The organism is Brevibacterium sp. HMSC08F02, from assembly GCF_001807555.1.
Classification (GTDB): Bacteria; Actinomycetota; Actinomycetes; order Actinomycetales; family Brevibacteriaceae; genus Brevibacterium; species Brevibacterium ravenspurgense.
The window spans coordinates 81,525-99,068 of the sequence record NZ_KV789346.1 but is presented as its reverse complement, the minus strand read 5'-3'; the positions used below and the strand labels follow the sequence as shown (position 1 = coordinate 99,068).

The 17,544-nt window shown below is 63.3% G+C and carries 14 protein-coding genes; 5 read left to right on the top strand and 9 right to left on the bottom strand.

Annotated features, from left to right (window positions below; translation table 11 throughout):
• Nucleotides 1-279: 279 nt before the first annotated feature.
• Nucleotides 280-1,704 (bottom strand): NAD(P)H-quinone dehydrogenase, encoded by a 1,425-nt coding sequence (locus tag HMPREF3172_RS03265; protein ID WP_070428967.1) that lies wholly within the window; start codon nt 1,702-1,704, stop codon nt 280-282.
• 276 nt (nt 1,705-1,980) lie between these two features.
• Here HMPREF3172_RS03265 and HMPREF3172_RS03260 point away from each other — a divergent pair, with 276 nt between their 5' ends.
• Nucleotides 1,981-2,229: a WhiB family transcriptional regulator gene (locus HMPREF3172_RS03260; RefSeq protein ID WP_019175610.1), complete on the top strand. Its 249-nt coding sequence runs from the start codon at nt 1,981-1,983 to the stop codon at nt 2,227-2,229.
• Between the two features lie 87 nt (nt 2,230-2,316).
• On the opposite strand, the gene HMPREF3172_RS03255 is transcribed toward HMPREF3172_RS03260, so the two are convergent.
• On the bottom strand, nt 2,317-3,795 hold the full coding sequence (locus HMPREF3172_RS03255) for a sensor histidine kinase (protein WP_070515388.1): 1,479 nt from the start codon (nt 3,793-3,795) through the stop codon (nt 2,317-2,319).
• Nucleotides 3,792-8,708 (bottom strand): NAD-glutamate dehydrogenase, encoded by a 4,917-nt coding sequence (locus tag HMPREF3172_RS03250; protein WP_070515386.1) that lies wholly within the window; start codon nt 8,706-8,708, stop codon nt 3,792-3,794. The genes HMPREF3172_RS03255 and HMPREF3172_RS03250 overlap by 4 nt, the downstream gene beginning before the upstream one ends.
• Nucleotides 8,709-8,777: 69 nt before the next feature.
• Here HMPREF3172_RS03250 and HMPREF3172_RS03245 point away from each other — a divergent pair, with 69 nt between their 5' ends.
• Entirely contained in the window at nt 8,778-9,245 is a 468-nt protein-coding gene (locus HMPREF3172_RS03245; protein ID WP_083281389.1) for a DUF2505 family protein, read from the top strand.
• Nucleotides 9,246-9,293: 48 nt separating this feature from the next.
• On the opposite strand, the gene HMPREF3172_RS03240 is transcribed toward HMPREF3172_RS03245, so the two are convergent.
• The 3 genes from HMPREF3172_RS03240 to HMPREF3172_RS03230 are packed head-to-tail and all read right to left on the bottom strand — an operon-like array spanning nt 9,294 to nt 11,606.
• Nucleotides 9,294-9,710, bottom strand: coding sequence for a DUF6912 family protein (locus tag HMPREF3172_RS03240; protein ID WP_070515383.1), 417 nt, complete (start codon nt 9,708-9,710; stop codon nt 9,294-9,296).
• Nucleotides 9,711-9,714: 4 nt separating this feature from the next.
• Nucleotides 9,715-10,989, bottom strand: a complete 1,275-nt coding sequence (locus HMPREF3172_RS03235) for a CpaE/TadZ family protein (RefSeq protein WP_070515381.1) — start codon at nt 10,987-10,989, stop codon at nt 9,715-9,717.
• Nucleotides 10,986-11,606 carry an SAF domain-containing protein gene (locus tag HMPREF3172_RS03230; RefSeq protein ID WP_070515379.1) on the bottom strand — a complete coding sequence of 207 codons (621 nt, stop codon included), beginning with the start codon at nt 11,604-11,606 and terminating at the stop codon, nt 10,986-10,988. Before HMPREF3172_RS03230 ends, HMPREF3172_RS03235 begins: the two co-directional genes overlap by 4 nt.
• Nucleotides 11,607-11,752: 146 nt before the next feature.
• Here HMPREF3172_RS03230 and HMPREF3172_RS03225 point away from each other — a divergent pair, with 146 nt between their 5' ends.
• Entirely contained in the window at nt 11,753-11,971 is a 219-nt protein-coding gene (locus tag HMPREF3172_RS03225) for a helix-turn-helix domain-containing protein (RefSeq protein WP_070515377.1), read from the top strand.
• A 19-nt stretch (nt 11,972-11,990) separates the two neighbouring features.
• On the opposite strand, the gene HMPREF3172_RS03220 is transcribed toward HMPREF3172_RS03225, so the two are convergent.
• Nucleotides 11,991-12,482, bottom strand: a complete 492-nt coding sequence (locus tag HMPREF3172_RS03220; protein WP_070515376.1) for a hypothetical protein — start codon at nt 12,480-12,482, stop codon at nt 11,991-11,993.
• Nucleotides 12,483-12,610: 128 nt separating this feature from the next.
• Here HMPREF3172_RS03220 and HMPREF3172_RS03215 point away from each other — a divergent pair, with 128 nt between their 5' ends.
• Together HMPREF3172_RS03215 and HMPREF3172_RS03210 are read left to right on the top strand one after the other, a co-directional pair.
• On the top strand, nt 12,611-13,417 hold the full coding sequence (locus HMPREF3172_RS03215) for a LysM peptidoglycan-binding domain-containing protein (RefSeq protein WP_070515374.1): 807 nt from the start codon (nt 12,611-12,613) through the stop codon (nt 13,415-13,417).
• The gene (locus HMPREF3172_RS03210) at nt 13,414-13,854 is read left to right on the top strand and encodes an Rv3235 family protein (RefSeq protein WP_070515373.1); all 441 of its coding nucleotides are present in this window, start codon (nt 13,414-13,416) and stop codon (nt 13,852-13,854) included. The genes HMPREF3172_RS03215 and HMPREF3172_RS03210 overlap by 4 nt, the downstream gene beginning before the upstream one ends.
• A gap of 100 nt (nt 13,855-13,954) precedes the next feature.
• Here the strand turns inward: HMPREF3172_RS03210 and secA are convergent, their stop codons facing one another.
• Nucleotides 13,955-16,627 carry a preprotein translocase subunit SecA gene (secA, locus tag HMPREF3172_RS03205; RefSeq protein WP_070515371.1) on the bottom strand — a complete coding sequence of 891 codons (2,673 nt, stop codon included), beginning with the start codon at nt 16,625-16,627 and terminating at the stop codon, nt 13,955-13,957.
• Between the two features lie 219 nt (nt 16,628-16,846).
• Nucleotides 16,847-17,515, bottom strand: coding sequence for a ribosome hibernation-promoting factor, HPF/YfiA family (hpf, locus tag HMPREF3172_RS03200; RefSeq protein WP_062019753.1), 669 nt, complete (start codon nt 17,513-17,515; stop codon nt 16,847-16,849).
• Nucleotides 17,516-17,544: the final 29 nt, after the last annotated feature.

Sequence of the window (17,544 nt, the reverse complement as noted above, 5' to 3'; positions counted from 1 at the left end):
GGATCCGTGCCTTAGCAACCACTGCTAAAGCGTGGATCCGTTGCTAAAGCGTGGGCGGGTGCTGAAGGCCGAGGTGCCGGGTGAGTGCTGAATGCCGAGGTGCCGGGTGAGTGCTGAAGGCCGAGGTGCCGGGCGGGTGCTGAAGACGAGGAGCCGGGCGGGTGCTGAAGACGAGGAGCCGGGGCCGCACGACCAACAGACAGCAGAAGAGCCGCACTGCTCAGTGCGGCTCCTTTGCTGTGCGGCTCTTCTCCTGTCTGCGGCTAGGTTTTCCGCGGTTCAGAAGTCGAGACCTGCCGACTGGTGCAGACGGCGGGCGGCCTCAGTAATAGAACCAGACAGCGACGGATAAACGGCAAAGGATGCTGAGAGCTGATCGACGGTCAGGCGGTTTTCGACTGCAACCGTAATCGGCATGATGAGCTCAGATGCTTTCGGACCGACGACAACACCGCCGAGCACGGAACCTGATCCGCGGCGAGCGTAGATCTTGACGAAGCCGTCCTTGATGCCCTGCATTTTTGCGCGCGCGTTGGTGGGCAGCGGCTGCAGCAGCTCTTCGACGTCATGACCGGCTTCAGCCATGTCCGCCTGCGAAAAGCCTACGGTTGCGATTTCCGGTGCCGTGAAGACGTTGGATGCGACATTGCGCAGCTTCAACGGCATAACCGCGTCGCCGAAGGCGTGCCACATGGCGATGCGGCCCTGCATGGCGGCAACTGAAGCCAGCGGCAGCACGGGTGTGCAGTCACCGGCGGCGTAGATGCCGGGAACGGTGGTGCGCGAAACACGGTCGACGACAATGTGGCCGGATTCTTCCACTGCGATTCCGACGTCCTCCAGACCGAGGTCGTCGGTGTTCGGGATCGAGCCGACCGCCATAAGGCAGTGGGAGCACTTGACCTTGCGGCCGTCAGCCAGTTCGACAGTCACGCTGTCGCCGTCGCGGGTGACAGAGGCTGCGCGCGAACGGCTGAGAACGTTCATGCCGCGACCGCGCAGAGCATTCTCAAGCACTTCGGCGGCGTCTTCGTCCTTGCCGGGCAGCACCTGGTCTCGCGACGACACCAGGGTCACTTCGCAGCCGAGTGCCTGGTAGGCCGAGGCGAACTCGGCACCCGTCACACCCGAACCGACAACCACGAGGTGTTCGGGCAGTTCGTCAAGGTCGTACAGCTGCTTCCATGTGAGGATTCGCTCGCCGTCCGGCTTGGCGGTATCGAGTTCGCGCGGATGCGCACCGACGGCGACGAGAATGGTGTCGGCCTTGAGCTGGTATTCCGTGCCGTCAGGCTCGGTGACATCGACAAGATCCGGGCCGGCCAGACGGCCGCGGCCCTTGATGACTTTGACGCCGGCTTCGTGCAGACCCTGCTTGATGTCGGACGCCTGGGCATCAGCAAGCCGCTTGATGCGCGCGTTGATCTGAGCCAGATCAGCGTCGAGGCCGTAGTCGTCGGAATCTCCGGAGGTGACGAGCCCCAGGTGGGAGGCCGATTCCATTTCGACCATGAGCTCGGCCGTTGCGATCAGGGACTTCGAAGGCACAACGTCGGTCAACACTGCCGAACCGCCGGTGCGATTGGCTTCGACGAGCATGACTTCACCGCCCATCTGAGCGGCGACGAGAGCGGCTTCGTATCCGCCGGGACCACCGCCGATGATGACTACACGGTTCTGCGAGGGATCAAGCACATTCTTCACACGGGCATTATCGCAAACTCCCGCGGCGACCGAACTGGCCGGTCCGGGTGCGCCCATCCAACAGCACCGGCCATCACCCTGCGGCCAACCAGAGTTGTCATGGAGTTCACACAACAAACCCCTTGTGTACGCGTGCCCGGTGTGTGACCCTTAATACAGGCTGTAAACACAGGCCATTCGAAGCATCGCCGCTCCCTCCATCCACACCCCTGGATCAGGCATGCTTTGGTGCCCTCACCAGCCGCCTGCCTAACGGCAACCGTACGAAAGGACATCATGGACTGGCGCCACCGCGCAGCGTGCCTCAATGAGGACCCCGAGCTCTTCTTCCCCATCGGAAACACGGGGCCGGCCCTGCTTCAAATCGAAGAGGCCAAAAGTGTCTGCCGTCGTTGCGAGGTTGCTGAAACCTGCCTGCAGTGGGCTCTTGACTCCGGTCAGGACGCCGGTGTGTGGGGCGGTATGAGCGAAGACGAACGCCGCGCCCTCAAACGTCGGGCTGCACGCGCACGCCGAGCACGCTGACATCAAGCAAAGCGCAAGCGGGGACTGAGTGACTCAGTCCCCGCTTCTGCGTGTGTACGGGAATTCCCCGGCTGCCCCGGGCTTCAGCTATTCGCCTTCGCGCAGCGGAACATCAATAACAGCTTCCGTGCCGCCACCGGGGCGCGGCCGCCATTCGATGTTGCCCTCGAGGTTGGTGGTGATGAGCGTGCGCACAATCTGGGTGCCCAGGCCGGAACCCGGACCGCGCTCACCGGAAATGCCCACCCCGGTGTCTGCGACGATCACTTCGAGGCGATCGTCATAGCGGCGAGGGGTCACGGTCACCGACCCCTCAACTTCTTCGTCTTCGTCGAAGCCTCCGAAGCCGTGTTCCACAGCGTTGGTGACCAGTTCCGTCAGCGCAAGAGCCAGAGCGGTCGAATCAGCCGAGCTGATCGGCCCGAAGCTGCCGCGCCTGCTCACCTCCACCCGAATGTTCGGTGAAGCCAGCTCCGGTGTCAGGCGCAGGCCCTTGTCGACGATCTCATCGAAGTTGACTTCCGTTTCGATGCCCTGCGACAGCACGTCGTGGACAATCGAAATCATCTCGACCCGGCGCATTGCCTCCGAAAGCGACTCCTTGGCGTGCGGTGATTCCGTTCGCCTCTGCTGCAGGCGCAGAAGCGCCGACACCGTCTGCAGGTTGTTCTTCACCCGGTGATGCACTTCGCGGATCATGGCGTCACGGCTGAGCAGATCGCGCTCACGCCGGCGGATCTCCGAAACGTCGCGCAGCAGAACAAGCGCCCCCGTGCGCACACCACCGCGCGAAAGCGGTACCGAGCGCAGCGAAACGGCAACCCGGCCCGCCTCGACCTCGGTGCGCCATGCGGCCCGCCCCGTGAGCACCAGCGGCAGAGCTTCATCGACCGGCCGCTGCTGTTTGATCAGCCCGGACACGATCTCAGCCAGGTAGAGGCCCTCAATGTCGCCTTCGTGACCCAGTCTGTGCAGAACCGAAATCCCGTTCGGCGACACGTACCGCACCCGGCCCTCGCGAGCCAGCACAACCAAGCCGTCCCCCACCCGAGGTTCACCTCGGCGGGCAGCAGACGGCGCCTCGGTGCCGGGGAAAGAGCCTTCGGAGATCATCGCCAGAAGAGTCGACCCGCACAGCCGGTAGTTCCGCTCCAGCCTGCTGACACCGCCGCGGCGGACACCCTGCGTGTGGCGGGTCAGCAGCGCAATCGTGCGACCATCGCGCTTAACCGGCACCGCTTCGACCTCGGCCAGGTCACATTCGTCCTCGTGAGTGGCGACAATCCGCCCCTCCGCGTAGGCGCGCGCCAGAAGATCGTGCACCAAGGGCTCAGCACGCTCCCCCACCTGGTCGCGGTGGAACACCGTCGCCCCCGTGGTGGGCCGGCAGTGGGCGATGATGCGGAAGCTCTCCTCACCATCGACTTCCTCTGGAACCCACAGCACGAGGTCGGCAAAGGACAGGTCGGCAATGAGCTGCCAGTCCCCTACCAGCAGGTGGATCCACTCGGCGTCTTCTTCCCCGCGGATCGACGGCGCCGACTGCAGCTGGTCCGTGAACGTCATCGAACCTCAGACTGGAACTCGGTGGAGCGGACAACCGAACGCAGCATGCGCAGCAGAACCGAAATCGGGGCCTGACCGGGATCATCGATCCGGCTGATCTCGTCAATGAGCTCCACCACCTGCTCCATGGTCGTGCGGTTGGTGTACTCCCACTGCTCCATGCGCTCAGCCGCACGGTCTTCCAGCGTCGGCGCTGTTGTGTGCGAAACATCGAAAACAGACACGACGATTCCGTGCATGGCCTGGTAGAACTCGTCGCGCGTTGCCGCACGCGCCAGAGCCTTCCAGCGGCTGCTGCGGTCGAGCCTGCCGATCATCTTCAGCAGCGACGCCGCCTGGAAGCGAGCCGACATTCCGTAGTAGACGGCGGCCACGTCGAGTGCTGGACGGTCCACGCGGCTGGCGATCTGCACAATGTCCAGCAGCGAGAACTCATCGAGCAGCCCGGCTGCGCGAGCGGCGACGTCTTCCGGGACGCCCTCGTCGATGTACGCCTGCTTGTTCGCTTCGTAGTCCGACAGGTCCTTGCCCTGCAGAACTGAGGGCATGAGATCGCGCAGCTGAGCGACAGTGGCCTGGTAGTACTCGAGTGCGCTGAGCACGTCGAATTCACCCGGCGCCTGCTGGATAAGCCAGCGCGATGCGCGGTCAAGCAGGCGTACTGCGTTGTACTGCAGGCGCTTCTGCACATCGACTGACACCCGGTTGTCGAGCGTGCGGATGTCATCCAGGTGCGCCTCAAGGCTGAACAGCTCGTTGACGACCGTGTAGACGCGGGCAGCGTGGGCGACACTCGTGCCGGTCTCTTCCAGCAGACGGTAGAGATAGCTGATGCCGCCGAAGTCCACAATCCGGTTGACGAGGTTCGAAACCGCGATTTCGCGGGCCAGCGGGTGGGAGGCCAGGACCTCGGAGAACTGCTCGGCAAGTGATGCCGGGAAGTAGCTCTCGAGGTACCGGCGCATAAACGCTTCATCCGGCACCGCCGAGTTGTAGATCTGGCTGCCGGCGTCCATCTTGACGTAGGCCAGGAGCACCGCAGTTTCCGGCGTTGTGATGCCGCCGCCGGCTTCGTGGCGCTCCGTCAGCTCTGCGTCGGTGGGCAGCGCTTCGACTTCGCGGTCGAGCCCCGCGTGCTCTTCGAGGTACCCCATGAGGCGCACGTGGGTCTGCGTCATAGCGCGGGCATTCCACGCGGCGTCGCCCAGGGCTGCATTCTGCGCGTAGTTGTGCTCAAGCACCGACTGTGCGACGTCATCCTGCAGTGAGCGCAGCAGGCCGCTGCGGTCTTCGCGGGCCAGGGCGCCTGCGGCGATGGCCTGTTCGAGCAGCAGTTTGATGTTGACTTCGTGGTCAGATGCGTCAACGCCGCCGGAATTGTCGATTGCGTCGGTGTTGATGCGCACCCCGCTGCGGGCGGCTTCCACGCGTCCGCGCTGGGTGCAGGCGAGGTTGCCGCCCTCCACTACGACGCGGGCGCGCACGTCTTCGCCGTTGATGCGGATCGCGTCGTTGGCCTTGTCGCCGACGTCGAGGTCAGATTCTTCCGTGGCCTTGAGGTAGGTGCCGATCCCGCCGAAGTACAGAAGGTCGACGGGGGCGCGCAGGACTGCGCGGATCAGGTCATCGGGCGAGGTGGAGCCCGGTTCGATTCCGAGGGCCTCGGCTGCCTCTTCACTCACCGTGATGGCTTTGGCGCTGCGGGAGAACACGCCGCCGCCTGAGGAGATGAGCTCCTTCGAGTAGTCCTGCCAGGACGAGCCGGGAAGGTCGTACAGGCGCTTGCGCTCCTGGAACGATGCGGCCGCATCCGGGTTGGGGTCGATGAAGATGTCGCGGTGGTCAAACGCTGCGACCAGGCGGGTGTGGGGTGTGCGCAGCATGCCGTTGCCGAACACATCTCCGCTCATGTCGCCCACGCCGACGACGGTGAAGTCGTCTTCGTCCGTGTTGACCCCAAGCTCACGGAAGTGGCGCTCCGTGGACTTCCAGGCACCTCGGGAGGTGATGCCCATTTCCTTGTGGTCGTAGCCGTTCGACCCACCGGAGGCGAAGGCGTCACCCAGCCAGAAGCCGCGGGCGGTCGAGATTGCGTTGGCCACGTCGGAGAAGCGCGCCGTGCCCTTGTCTGCGGCGACCACGAGGTAGGCGTCTTCGCTGTCGTATATGACGGTGCGCTCAGGGCTGACAGCCGTGCCGTCGGCATCGAGGTTGTCGGTGATGTCCAGCAGCGCGCCGATGAACTCTTCATAGGCAGCCTGGCCCAACTGGGCGCGAGTTTCGGGGTCGCCGACCGGTAGGCCCTTCGGGTAGAAGCCGCCCTTCGCGCCCGCCGGCACGATGAGGGCGTTCTTGACCATCTGGGTCTTCGCCAAGCCGAGGGCTTCCGTGCGGAAGTCATCGCGGCGATCCGACCAGCGCAGGCCGCCGCGGGCGACCGCACCGAAGCGCAGGTGCACGCCCTCAACGCGCGGGGAATAGACCCAGGTTTCGATCTGCGGGCGCGGCAGCGGCAGGAAGCTCAGCTCGTCCGGCAGCAGTTTGAACGCGAGCGCCGTCGGCAGGGTGCCGTCGGTCGGATGGTAGAAGTTGGTGCGCACAACAGCCTTGATGAAGGCCAGCATGGAGCGCACGATGCGGTCCTCATCGAGGGTTGACAGGCCGCGCAGGCCTTCTTCGACACGCTCTTCGAGTTCGCTGACCGCGGCTTCGCGGTCACCGGCGAAGTCCGGGTCGAACTTAGCGGCGAACAGATCGACCAGGCCGCGGGCAAGGTCTGTGTTGGCCGCGAGCACACGCGCAATGTAGCTGTCGGAGTAGGCCACCGAGGCCTGGCGCAGGTAGCGGACGATTGCGCGCAGAATCTCGACTTCACGCCAGTTCAGGCCCGCCAGCAGCAGGCGGTCGAGGTTACCGTACTCGCGTTCTTCCATCCACCCGGCCAGGTAGGCGCCTTCCAGACGGCCGAAATCAGCCTGCGTGATGGGTGTGGGGAACTCGATGCCGAAGTCGTACAGGTAGCGCTGTGTGCCATCGCCGAGCGACAGGCGGAACGGGCGTTCGTCGATGATGTCGCCGCCCATGGACGACAGCAGCGGCAGCATGGTCGACAGCGACGCGGGCTTGCGCTTGTAGAACAGCATGCGCACGCGGGTGAGTTCTGCGTCGTCCGGCAGGGTGTCAGGATCGATGCCTGCCTCGCGCAGATATTCGGAGTCCGGTTCAAAGCGCATGAGTGCGCTGCCCAGACGTTCGCACTCTTCAAAGCGCGCAATATCGGTCAGTGCCTCGTGCGGCGTGTAGGACTCTTCGTAGGCGCCGGGGAAGGCGTTGCCCCACTGGGCCACGCGGGCCTGATCGCTGTGGGATACACGAGTACCCGAAGGTGCGAGGAATTCCTGCACGTCTTCGCTCCAGGACCGCACGGCGGCCCGAATCCTGTCGGCCACTTCTGCGGAGTCGACCGCGGGAAGCGGTTCGCTGCGGGCCACCCGGGCGGTGAAGTGCAGGCGGGCGAGCGCGGACGAGCTCAGCTGGACGTCGAAGTCCACGCTTTCAGCCCGGTAGCGCTGACGCAGGACGCGCTCAACGCGCTTGCGCGAAGCTGTGTCGTAGAGGTCGCGGGGCACGTACACGAGCACGGACACGAAGCGTTCGTATTCGTCACGGCGGATGAAGACGCTGGCTTCGCGCTTCTCCTGCAGGTTGACCACCGGCAGGACGACCTTTTCGATGTCTTCGATGGTCGACTGGAGGATTTCGTCGCGCGGGTAGCTTTCGAGCACCGACAGGAGTTCGTCACCGGAGTGCGATTCGCGGGACATTCCGGAGCGTTCGATGATCGCGCGGACCTTGCCGCGGATGACCGGGATGTCGAGGACTGACGAGGTGTACATGGACGTTGTGTACAGCCCGACGAAGCGCTTTTCGCCGACGATCTGCCCGTTTTCGTCAAAGGTTTTGACACCCAGGTAGTCCATGTAGTCAGGGCGGATGATGTGGGAGCGCGAATTGGCCTTCGTCAGGACCAGCACGTGGCGGTCCAAGGCATGCGCGGCAACGGCTTCTGATAGCGGTGAGGTGGTGGCGCTGCGCATAGCGGAAATGCCCAGCGCGGTGGCCTCAATCGGTTCGAGGACAGACTGGCCGTCGACTTCTTTCAGCCGGTATTCGCGGTACCCCATGAAAGCGAAGCGCCCATCGAGCCATTCGAGCAGCGCGGCGGCTTCGCTGGCTTCGTCTGCGAGGTCTTCCGCCGGCGGGTTTGCGCGCAGGCCTTCCGCGATTTCCCGGGCGCGGTCGCGCATGGCCGGGTAGTCGCGGCTGGCCGCACCGAGCATGCTGACAACGCTTGCGAGGGTTTCCTGCAGTTGGCCGAACTCTTCTTCCGGGATCCGGTCGATTTCGATGTGGATCCATGATTCGGGGTTCGACTGTCCGCCTTCGCTGAGCTCAGCCGAGATGATCGGCAGGGCCGAGGTGTCGGTCGTGGTCTGTCGCAGCTGTGCGGGGTCGATCACTTCGAGGGTGCCGCCGGTGCGCACGGTGCGCAGGATGGGGTGGTGCACGGCCCGGATGGCGTAGCCGAGGCTGGAGATCTTGTTGACGATCGAGGACAGGAGGAACCGCTTGTCACCGACGACGATGTCGATGATGGTGCGGTTGCCGGTGTAGTCCGGGGCCTCTGCGTCGGGGTTGTGAATGTCAATCTGCGGCGCTTCGCCGTCGAAGCGCTGGGCAACACCGAAGTGGTAGTCGAGGGTGGCCGCGAGCACTTCTGGGCCGTACACCTCGAAATCGCTTTCGGTGACATTCGGGTAATACGCGCTGACAAGGGCAGCTGATCCGGGATTGCCTGACAGCTGCTGCCAACGCTGTGCGATTTCGGCTGTGTACGCCTGCGTCACGCTCATCACCTCATGAATGGTCTAAAGCTTTCGGTACCACTCTAGGACGTGAATGGCGATCGGTATATTTGCCGAATGAAGAAAATTCGCGTGAGTGAACGACTGAGGGTGGAAACCGACTCGATCCGCTCGATTCTGGCTTCCCCGGACAGCTGGCAGACGGCTGAAGGGTCCACTGCCACAGCCGAAGCGACTGGCTCCGGAACCGTCGTACACGCCCGGGCCTCGCTGGCCTCTTTTGACATTCCCGATGCCGCTGCCGCGTTCGTGAGCAAAGCCGCGCACCTCGAACAGACGATCACGGTGCCGAACGCATTCCCGGATCAACCGGCCGCCTACAGCGCAGAGATTCCGGGCGTACCGCTTGGCATCACCGCCGACATCACCGCTGAGGGGCTGGGTGACGGTCATTCGCTCATCACGGTCGACGCCGAGGCGGAATCCTCCATCCCGCTGCTGGGCGGCATGATCGAAGAAGCCGCGGCAGCCGCGGTCGAACGTGTCTTCCGCGAACGGTTGGCCACCATCGCCGGCTCTGAGTGAGGCGGAGCTGAGCGAGGGGCGCGCGGCTCTGAGTGAACCTCGCGCGGCTCAGCCGCGGAAGTCCCCCAGCAGGTGATCAATTTCAGAAGGCGCGTACCACAGAAGGTCCTGCTGGATGAGATCGTCTTCCGTGCTTTCGTGCCGCAGATGCTCATCCACGTGGAAGCTCACAACCGACGCCGCGGGAACGCTCGCCGAACCCACCGCTATCTGGTCATCCACTGTCGAGGCGCCGCTCACCTCAACATCGGAAGCCGCCACGATCCTGGCAGTTCCGCTGGAAGCCGCAGAAGCGGCTGCCGCTGTCGCCGCGGCCGTCATCGCACGCCACTCGGCATAATCAAGGTCGTCCCCGCGCAGGGCTGCCGCTGAATCTGTCAGGAAGAACACCGTCCGCTCCCCCAGGTTCGGCCAGGCGGCTGCGAATTCTTCCAAATCACAAGCTGTGTAGACGCGCTTCTTCATACGCCTATTGTCCAATGCCTGCGCGCCCGCCGGTGCGAGCCCCGCTGTCGCGCGGTGAACTCTTCAGCAGCTTCGCAAAACCGCGCCTGCGAGGCCTCCGTGCTCTCCTGCGCCCGGCCGGGGCGAGCCCGAGTTGCCTTGCGAAATCCCACAGGGCAATGCTCAGGGGATTCTTCGGAGCGGATTCAATGATCGTGGTGCCGGCAAGAACTGCCCTGTCGAGAGCATCGCGCGCGTCCGGCAGCAGAACCGGTGATTCGCACGCGACAAAGCGCTGAAGTGTCTGCTGGATGCGCTGCTCGGGATCGGCTCCCACAGCACCTTCGCGCACCCGGTTGACGACGACGTGTGTCTTCTCCGCATGCCGAAAACGCTCGCTGCTGAGGACATTCATAAGCCTCACGAGCGCCGGCGGTTCCGCCGCACCGACCACGATGACCTCATCAGCGGCATCCAGAGCCGCCCTGGTTGCCGCATGCCGGTCATAGAAGGGATCTGCAAGCGGGTCATCGGGGTCAACGCGGGCGGAAACATCGACGATGACAACCGGATAGCGCTTGGCCAGTTCCTCAAGAACGGCGGTCAGTGCACCGGCCCGCACCTCCGGCCACCGATCCGCGCGGCTGAGCCCAGTCACCACATCCAAGCCATCGCGGATGCGGGCAATACAGCGAGAAATCACAGTGTCGTCAAGAGATTCTGCGCTGCGACACAAAGCGGCGATCTTCGATGCGTCGTCCAACAGGCCCAACATGACAGCCTGCCCGGCGTGGACCGTGTCAGCATCGACGAGAACCGTACTCGCCGCCCGCGAGCTGATGTCGGCAAGCGCTGCCGCAATCGTTGAGCGGCCGGGAGCACCGTCAGCGCCCCACACGGCGACAATCCGCCCCGGGCTTCCAGCTTCGACCGGTGCGACTGCGGGCGCTTCAGAAACCTCCGCTGGTTCAGCCTGAGCACAGGCGCGCACAGCCTCACACAGGGCTTCCGCCGAACAGCCGGCCTCCACCTCGACAGCCACACCCCAGTCCGCCACCAGCCCCGCGCCATAGCCCAGAATGCGCACACCCAGCCGGCGCGCGCGATCCCGAAACTCAGCATCGACTCCGGGGAAATAGCGGCTCAGCACATAGACTTCTGCGGCACCGGCCGACATCGCGGCAGCAAGTTCAACCCCATCGGCGGGCCGAGAGCGAACCGCTATATCGCCGGCAGCCGAAAGTGCAGCTGCGGCGGCGCTTTCGAACTCAACATCGACCGCGAGCACAACCGAAATCATGGACGGTCCTTCGGAATCGACACGACCGACAGATGGTCTTCAGCCGCAACGGCCTGCAGAACCTTCTGCAGACTGTCATTGGGCACGAACACCTCAACGCTCACACCCGAACTGACCGTGAACCCACCACCATCGCGATTCACGGCAAGAACCGCAGCATTGCGCAGAACAGGCTGCGGTTCTCCCCTGTCCTCACGCATGTCAACCGCCCACACATCGACCCGGGAACCAGCCTTGACATCTGCCGGCAGAGACCGCTGCAGCGGAAGCGAAACTCGTCGACCGCCCAAGCTGTCACCCGAACCGACCTGCGATGCCGGTACAAGGTCGCCGGCCGCAATGGGGCTGAGAACCGTCTGGCCGATGAGGTCGTCATCGGACGCCCGCTTGTATCCGCCGCTGTCCTCCGGCAGTCGCACTTCGACCGGTCGGACGTTCTCGCGCGTGATGACAGTGCCCGGCGCCAAAGGCTCCGCTGCTGCCCACACCGTCGTCGTCTTCGCAACGCTCGTGACCACCAGCCAAGTGGCGACAACGGAGGCGACAAGTATGAGAACAGCTATGAGAACGCGCGGATCACGCAGCTTGGGAGTGCGGAAACGGGGTGCAGTGTGCATCAGATCTCCATTGATCGATTTATCTGCCGTTAGGTGTACTTTGCTATCATTTGATGCAGTTTGCGGAATATTCTTCTTTGAATATACACGGATACGCCACCCTCGCCCACCCCTTTGCGGTTGGCCACCAGACCAAGGAGCTCGCAATGGTCGTCGAAACACGCTTCCTCCCCCTGACCGATGTCGCCGAAATGCTCAGCATCTCGACCGCAGGGGCTCGCGCACTCGTCCGCTCCGGCGAACTGCGAGCCATCAAAGTCGGCGGCCGCGGGCAGTGGCGCGTCGAAAAAGCTGAAATCGAAAACTACATTCAGCGCATGTACGCCCAAACCCAGCAGGAAATCGAAGCCGGCTCTGACGTGTGAGCACGTCCGCACAGCGGCACTATTGCAGCACCCGGACCACAGAAATCCTGCGCAAAGGCACCAGCTCAAAGGCACCTCGTCTGCGCACCTGCAGATAGTCACGCGCAACAGCGTGCAGCGCCCCCTCCAGTGCCGTCCCTGCAGTTTCAACCCGCACCTGCTTACGCTCAGCACACCACTGCCCCAGAATTGAACGCGCAGACCTCCAGCGCTCCTGCACCGCGTGCTCACGAGGCTTCAATGCCACACCTTCGACAGCTGCAAGCATCACAAGAACTCCGCCGTCAATACAGCAGCACCCTTCGCCCACCGAGGTCAGCACGCCGGAAACAGCTCCAGACACAGTGCGCAGATCGACGCGCTCACCGACTGCGCCGGCCAAGCGCTCCACAAAGGTGACCTCATAGAAGCTCTCGGCAACAAGGTCACCGAACTCGCCCTCGCGTTCGCGCGCTCTCTCGGCCGCAGCCTGGCCCTCTAAATCAGCAAAAAGCTCATCAAAACGATCCATACCCACATTGTGCCTGCAGTCACACGGCCAAACCATGGCTTGAAGATTTTATTCGCAGTTATTCGAACATTCTTGTGTTTTGCGTTTGATCATGTACTTTGGTTGCAAATGATCACAAAGGAGTGAACATGAAGCCAACAGAAATCCATGTGGGAGCATCCGCTCTGCACCTGCTGATATGCGCCGCGCTGCTCACAGCGGGTCCCTCTTTCGCAGACCGAGCGCTCAACGCAGACATCGGTGCCGCGGTAGTCGTAACAGCACTCTGCGCGGCAGCCCTCGCCGGTCTTCGCCTGCAGCTGTCGCTCGTACTCATCGCGGCGGCTCGCGTCTTTGACCTCATCGGCGTGCCGGGCGCAGTCGCACTTGCCACGTGGGCGCGCAGGATCGCCCCCGCCGCACTGAAAGCATCAGCCGCATCCATGACAGCGGTCGTTCTCGCCGCCGGAACAGCCCACGCGGCACCGGCGCAGAATTCGCCCTCACAAGCAGAGGCCGCACACGGTGAGTCCACAGCACCCCAGACCGAGGGCACGCAAACACCCCCGCCGCACTGGCCGACGTCCCCGCCGGGCGACACCCCCTACCCCGAACCGAGCACGGCCCCACCGGCCGATCCCAGCTGGCCAACACAGAAGCCCGAACCGAAACCGCCTCGGACGCAGACCAAGGAACCGAAGGAACAAGAACCTCAACCCGAGCAGCGCAAACAGGACGCGCACGGCAAAGAAGCCGAACGCAAAGCACCGAAACCCGAATCGCCTCAGCGCGTAACAGTCAAAAAGGGCGACAGCATCTGGAAGATCGCCATCGCCCACCCGAAACCCGGCCAGACAACAGCTGAACGCGTAAGCGCCATCAGCAAAGCCAATGCCGACACCCTGGGCGGCAACCCCGACCTCATCTACCCCGACACCGAACTGGAGCTGCCATGACCGCCGAACCACTCACCCTGACCCGACCCGCGACACCTCGTACCCGCATGTTCAACAAACGCCCGACGACTCCCGAAGAGCAGACAGCTGCCGAAAAACAGCGCGAAGCAGCAGCCGCAGCCGCCTTTGTGCGCTCAATCGTCACCGCTTTGACCGAAGTCGAATACGGTGTGCGGACCCTGCAGTCCATTGAACGCTGGCTCGACCCGGAAGTCCGCAGCTCCGTGGTCTCCGCACTGCGGATGCGCCGCGCACTGCGATCCGAACAGCAGGTTGACTACATCCGCGGCATCGGCCGGCCGCGCTTGAGTTCACCTGCGCCGAACGTCATAGAAGCCGCTGTGTCGATCGCTCTGCGGCCCCGCACAAAAGCCTGCGCGCTGCGTTTGGAGAAGAATCGCGACCGGTGGATCGTCCGCGAATATCTGACTGCCTGAACCGACAGCAGGCACCCCTGCGGAACGAACACGGCCACAAACAGCGAGCCCCCGCACTGCAATAGCAGCACGGGGGCTCGTCAGTGCTCAGACCGGGGCCTCAGCGACGCTTCTTCTTGCGGCGTTCAGCGCGGTTGCCCGAACCGCCGTCGTCGTCCGCCGCAGTGTCCGTGCGCGCTTCACTTTCCCCAGATTCGCTGGGGCCGGCCAGCGTCAGCTTGGGCAGCTTGGTGCGGAAGACATCGGACTCAACTTCGACCTCGTCGCTCTTGACGGTCTTGACCTGCACCTGCAGCTTGTTGACAAGGCGCGTGGCGTCTTCCTTGATGCCGTCCTGCATTCGGGTGAACATCTCAAAGCCCTCGCGCTGATACTCCACGAGCGGATCGCGCTGCGCCATAGCGCGCAGGCCGATGCCGTTCTTCAGGTAGTCCATTTCGTACAGGTGCTCACGCCAGCGCTTGTCGATACTGGTCAGCAGAACGCGACGCTCAAGCTGGCGCAGCGCTTCTGAACCGAGTTCTTCTTCGCGCTTTTCGTAGGCGAGGTCGGCATCCGCCTGGACTTCTTCGAGGATCTTTTCGCGGCTGAGGCTGTTCTTGCCTCCCGCGTCCTCGTAGAGGTCTTCCGGCGTAATCGAGGTGGCATAGAGGTCCTGCAGCGCAACGAACAGCTTGTCCATTTCCCAGTCTTCGGGATCGCCGACCGTCGCGCCTTCGACGTAGGCGCGCAGGACATCGTCGCGGAAGTCGTGAATCTGGTCTTCAAAATCGTCGCCTTCGAGAACGCGCTGGCGTTCGTCGTAGATGACGGTGCGCTGGCGGTTGAGAACATCGTCGTACTTCAGGACGTTCTTGCGCTGCTCCGCGTTGCGCTGCTCGATCTGGTTCTGCGCCGACAGGATTGCGCGGCTGACCATCTTCGATTCGAGCGGTTCGTCTTCCGGGGTGTTCGCCAGGGCGAGTGCACGCTCTGCGGCACCAGCGCCGAACAGGCGCATGAGGTTGTCACGCATCGACAGGTAGAAGCGCGATTCACCGGGGTCACCCTGACGGCCGGAACGTCCGCGCAGCTGGTTGTCGATACGACGGGATTCGTGGCGCTCAGTGCCCAGAACGTAGAGGCCGCCGAGTTCGCGGATTTCCTCCGCGGCTTCCTCGACCTGCTTTTCAGCCCCTTCGAGAACGGCTGGCCACTGGGCTTCGTATTCTTCGGAGTCATCGGCCGGGTCCAGGCCGCGCTTCTCCATTTCTGCCACCGCAATGTGCTCAGCATTGCCGCCGAGCATGATGTCGGTACCGCGGCCGGCCATGTTGGTGGCGACCGTAACCGCGCCCTTGACGCCGGCCATTGCGACGATCGCGGCTTCGCGCGCGTGGTTCTTGGCGTTGAGGACCTCGTGGCGGATGCCCCGCTTGGCCAGGAGACCCGACAGGTATTCGGACTTTTCCACGCTGGTGGTGCCCACAAGAACCGGCTGGCCCTCTTCGTGGCGCTCGGCGATGTCTTCGACAACCGCGTCGAACTTCACCTTTTCATTGCGGTAGACGAGGTCGGGCTTGTCTTCGCGCAGCAGCGGCTTGTTCGTGGGAATCGGCACGACGCCGAGCTTGTAGGTCGAGTTGAACTCGGCAGCTTCGGTTTCGGCGGTACCGGTCATGCCCGACAGTTTGTCGTACAGGCGGAAGTAGTTCTGCAGTGTGATCGTGGCGTGAGTCTGGTTCTCGGCCTGAACTTCGACGTTCTCCTTGGCTTCCAGCGCCTGGTGCAGACCCTCCGAGTAGCGACGGCCGGGCAGAATACGTCCGGTGTGTTCGTCGACGATCATGACTTCGCCGTCGAGGACGACGTAGTCCTTGTCGCGTTTGAACAGCTCTTTGGCCTTGATCGAGTTGTTGAGGAAGCTGATGAGCGACGTGTGGTCTTCGTCGTAGAGGTTGCCGATGCCGAGGTAGTTCTCAACCCGCTCAATACCGGGCTCGAGAATGCCGACGGTGCGGTTCTTTTCGTCGACTTCGTAGTCGCGGTCCAGTTTGAGGCGCTTGACGATCGTGGCGAATTCGCCGAACCAGCGGTTGGCGTCGCCTTCAGCAGCACCCGAAATGATGAGCGGGGTGCGCGCTTCATCAATGAGGATCGAGTCGACTTCGTCGACGATTGCGAAGTTGTGGCCGCGCTGGACCATGTCGGCTACTTCCAGCGCCATGTTGTCGCGCAGGTAGTCGAAGCCGAATTCGTTGTTGGTGCCGTAGGTGATGTCAGCGGCGTACTGTTTGCGACGCTGGGAGGGCGCCATGTTCGACATAATGCAGCCGGTTTCCATTCCGAGGAACCGGAACACACGCCCCATGAGTTCTGACTGGTAGCTGGCCAGGTAGTCGTTGACCGTCACGACGTGCACGCCCTTGCCGGTCAGTGCGTTGAGGTACGACGGCGCTGTGGCGACCAGCGTCTTGCCTTCACCGGTCTTCATTTCGGCAATATTGCCCATGTGCAGTGCGGCGCCGCCCATGAGCTGCACGTCGAAGTGGCGCAGTCCGACCGTGCGCGTGGAGGCTTCGCGGACAGCTGCGAAAGCTTCCGGAAGAAGCTTGTCAAGGCTTTCGCCGTCGGCAACACGGGCCTTGTAGCGGTCGGTTTCTTCACGCAGCTGCGCGTCAGTCATGTCGCTGTATTCGTCGGACAGGTTGTTGATCGCCGTGGCGTAGTTCCGGAGCCTCTTCAGGGTGCGTCCTTCGCCGAACCGAAGCAGCTTCTCAAGGATGTTGGCCACGTTTCTCCTCTGTCCGTCTCAGCGCAGCGAATCTCGACATGCGCCCGACAAGTCTAACGCGCAGTTGCGCGCATGTCGCGCGGACAGCCTGCGGGCCGAACGAGCCAGCAGGCGATATCGCCCATCGGATTGTCAGTGCTGCCCCACTCCGACTCCAGAAAACAGAACGCGGCGGATGCCGTGAAGCATCCGCCGCGCTGTTTCAGCAGGGCTGACAGGTCAGCTGTTCTTGGAGTCGTCCAGTGCGATCACACCGTAGCTCCAGCCGCGCCTGCGGTAGACGACCGACGGCTGCGAGGTTTCTTCGTCAATGAAGAGGTAGAAGTCGTGGCCGACCATCTCCATGCGGTTGAGAGCTTCTTCGATGCCGATCGGCTCGGCCGGGAAGGTCTTTTCGCGCAGCAGAACCGGAGAATCGCCTTCAGCCTGAATGCGGCCGTTGGTGGGGTCTGCTTCCTCGGCGTCGCCGTCTTCTTCGACTGCCGGTTCGCCGTCTTCGGCGGCTGCGGGGGCTGCCGGGGCGTCGACAACGGGCATTTCGGCGAATGCTTCACCGGTCGACTGGCGACGGTGGCCGCCCTTGCGGGAGATCTTGCGGCGATCACGTGCCCGGCGCAGACGCTCAAGGAGCTTCGCCCAAGCGAGGTCAAGTGCCGCGTACTTGTCTGAAGCGTGCGCTTCGGCGCGCAGAACCGCTCCCTTGCTGAACACGGTGATTTCCACGCGGAAGGCCTCGTCTGGACGACGCACGCTGTCTTCGTGGGTGATGTTGACTTCAACGGCCTGGGCATCAGGGCTGAGCTTTTCGGCCTTGGAGATCTTGTCCTCAATGTGGGTGCGGAAGCTGTCCGAGATGGCGAGGCCGCGTCCCTTGACGACGATGTCCATTGTGCTCTCCTTTGACGTCGGGAAACCAT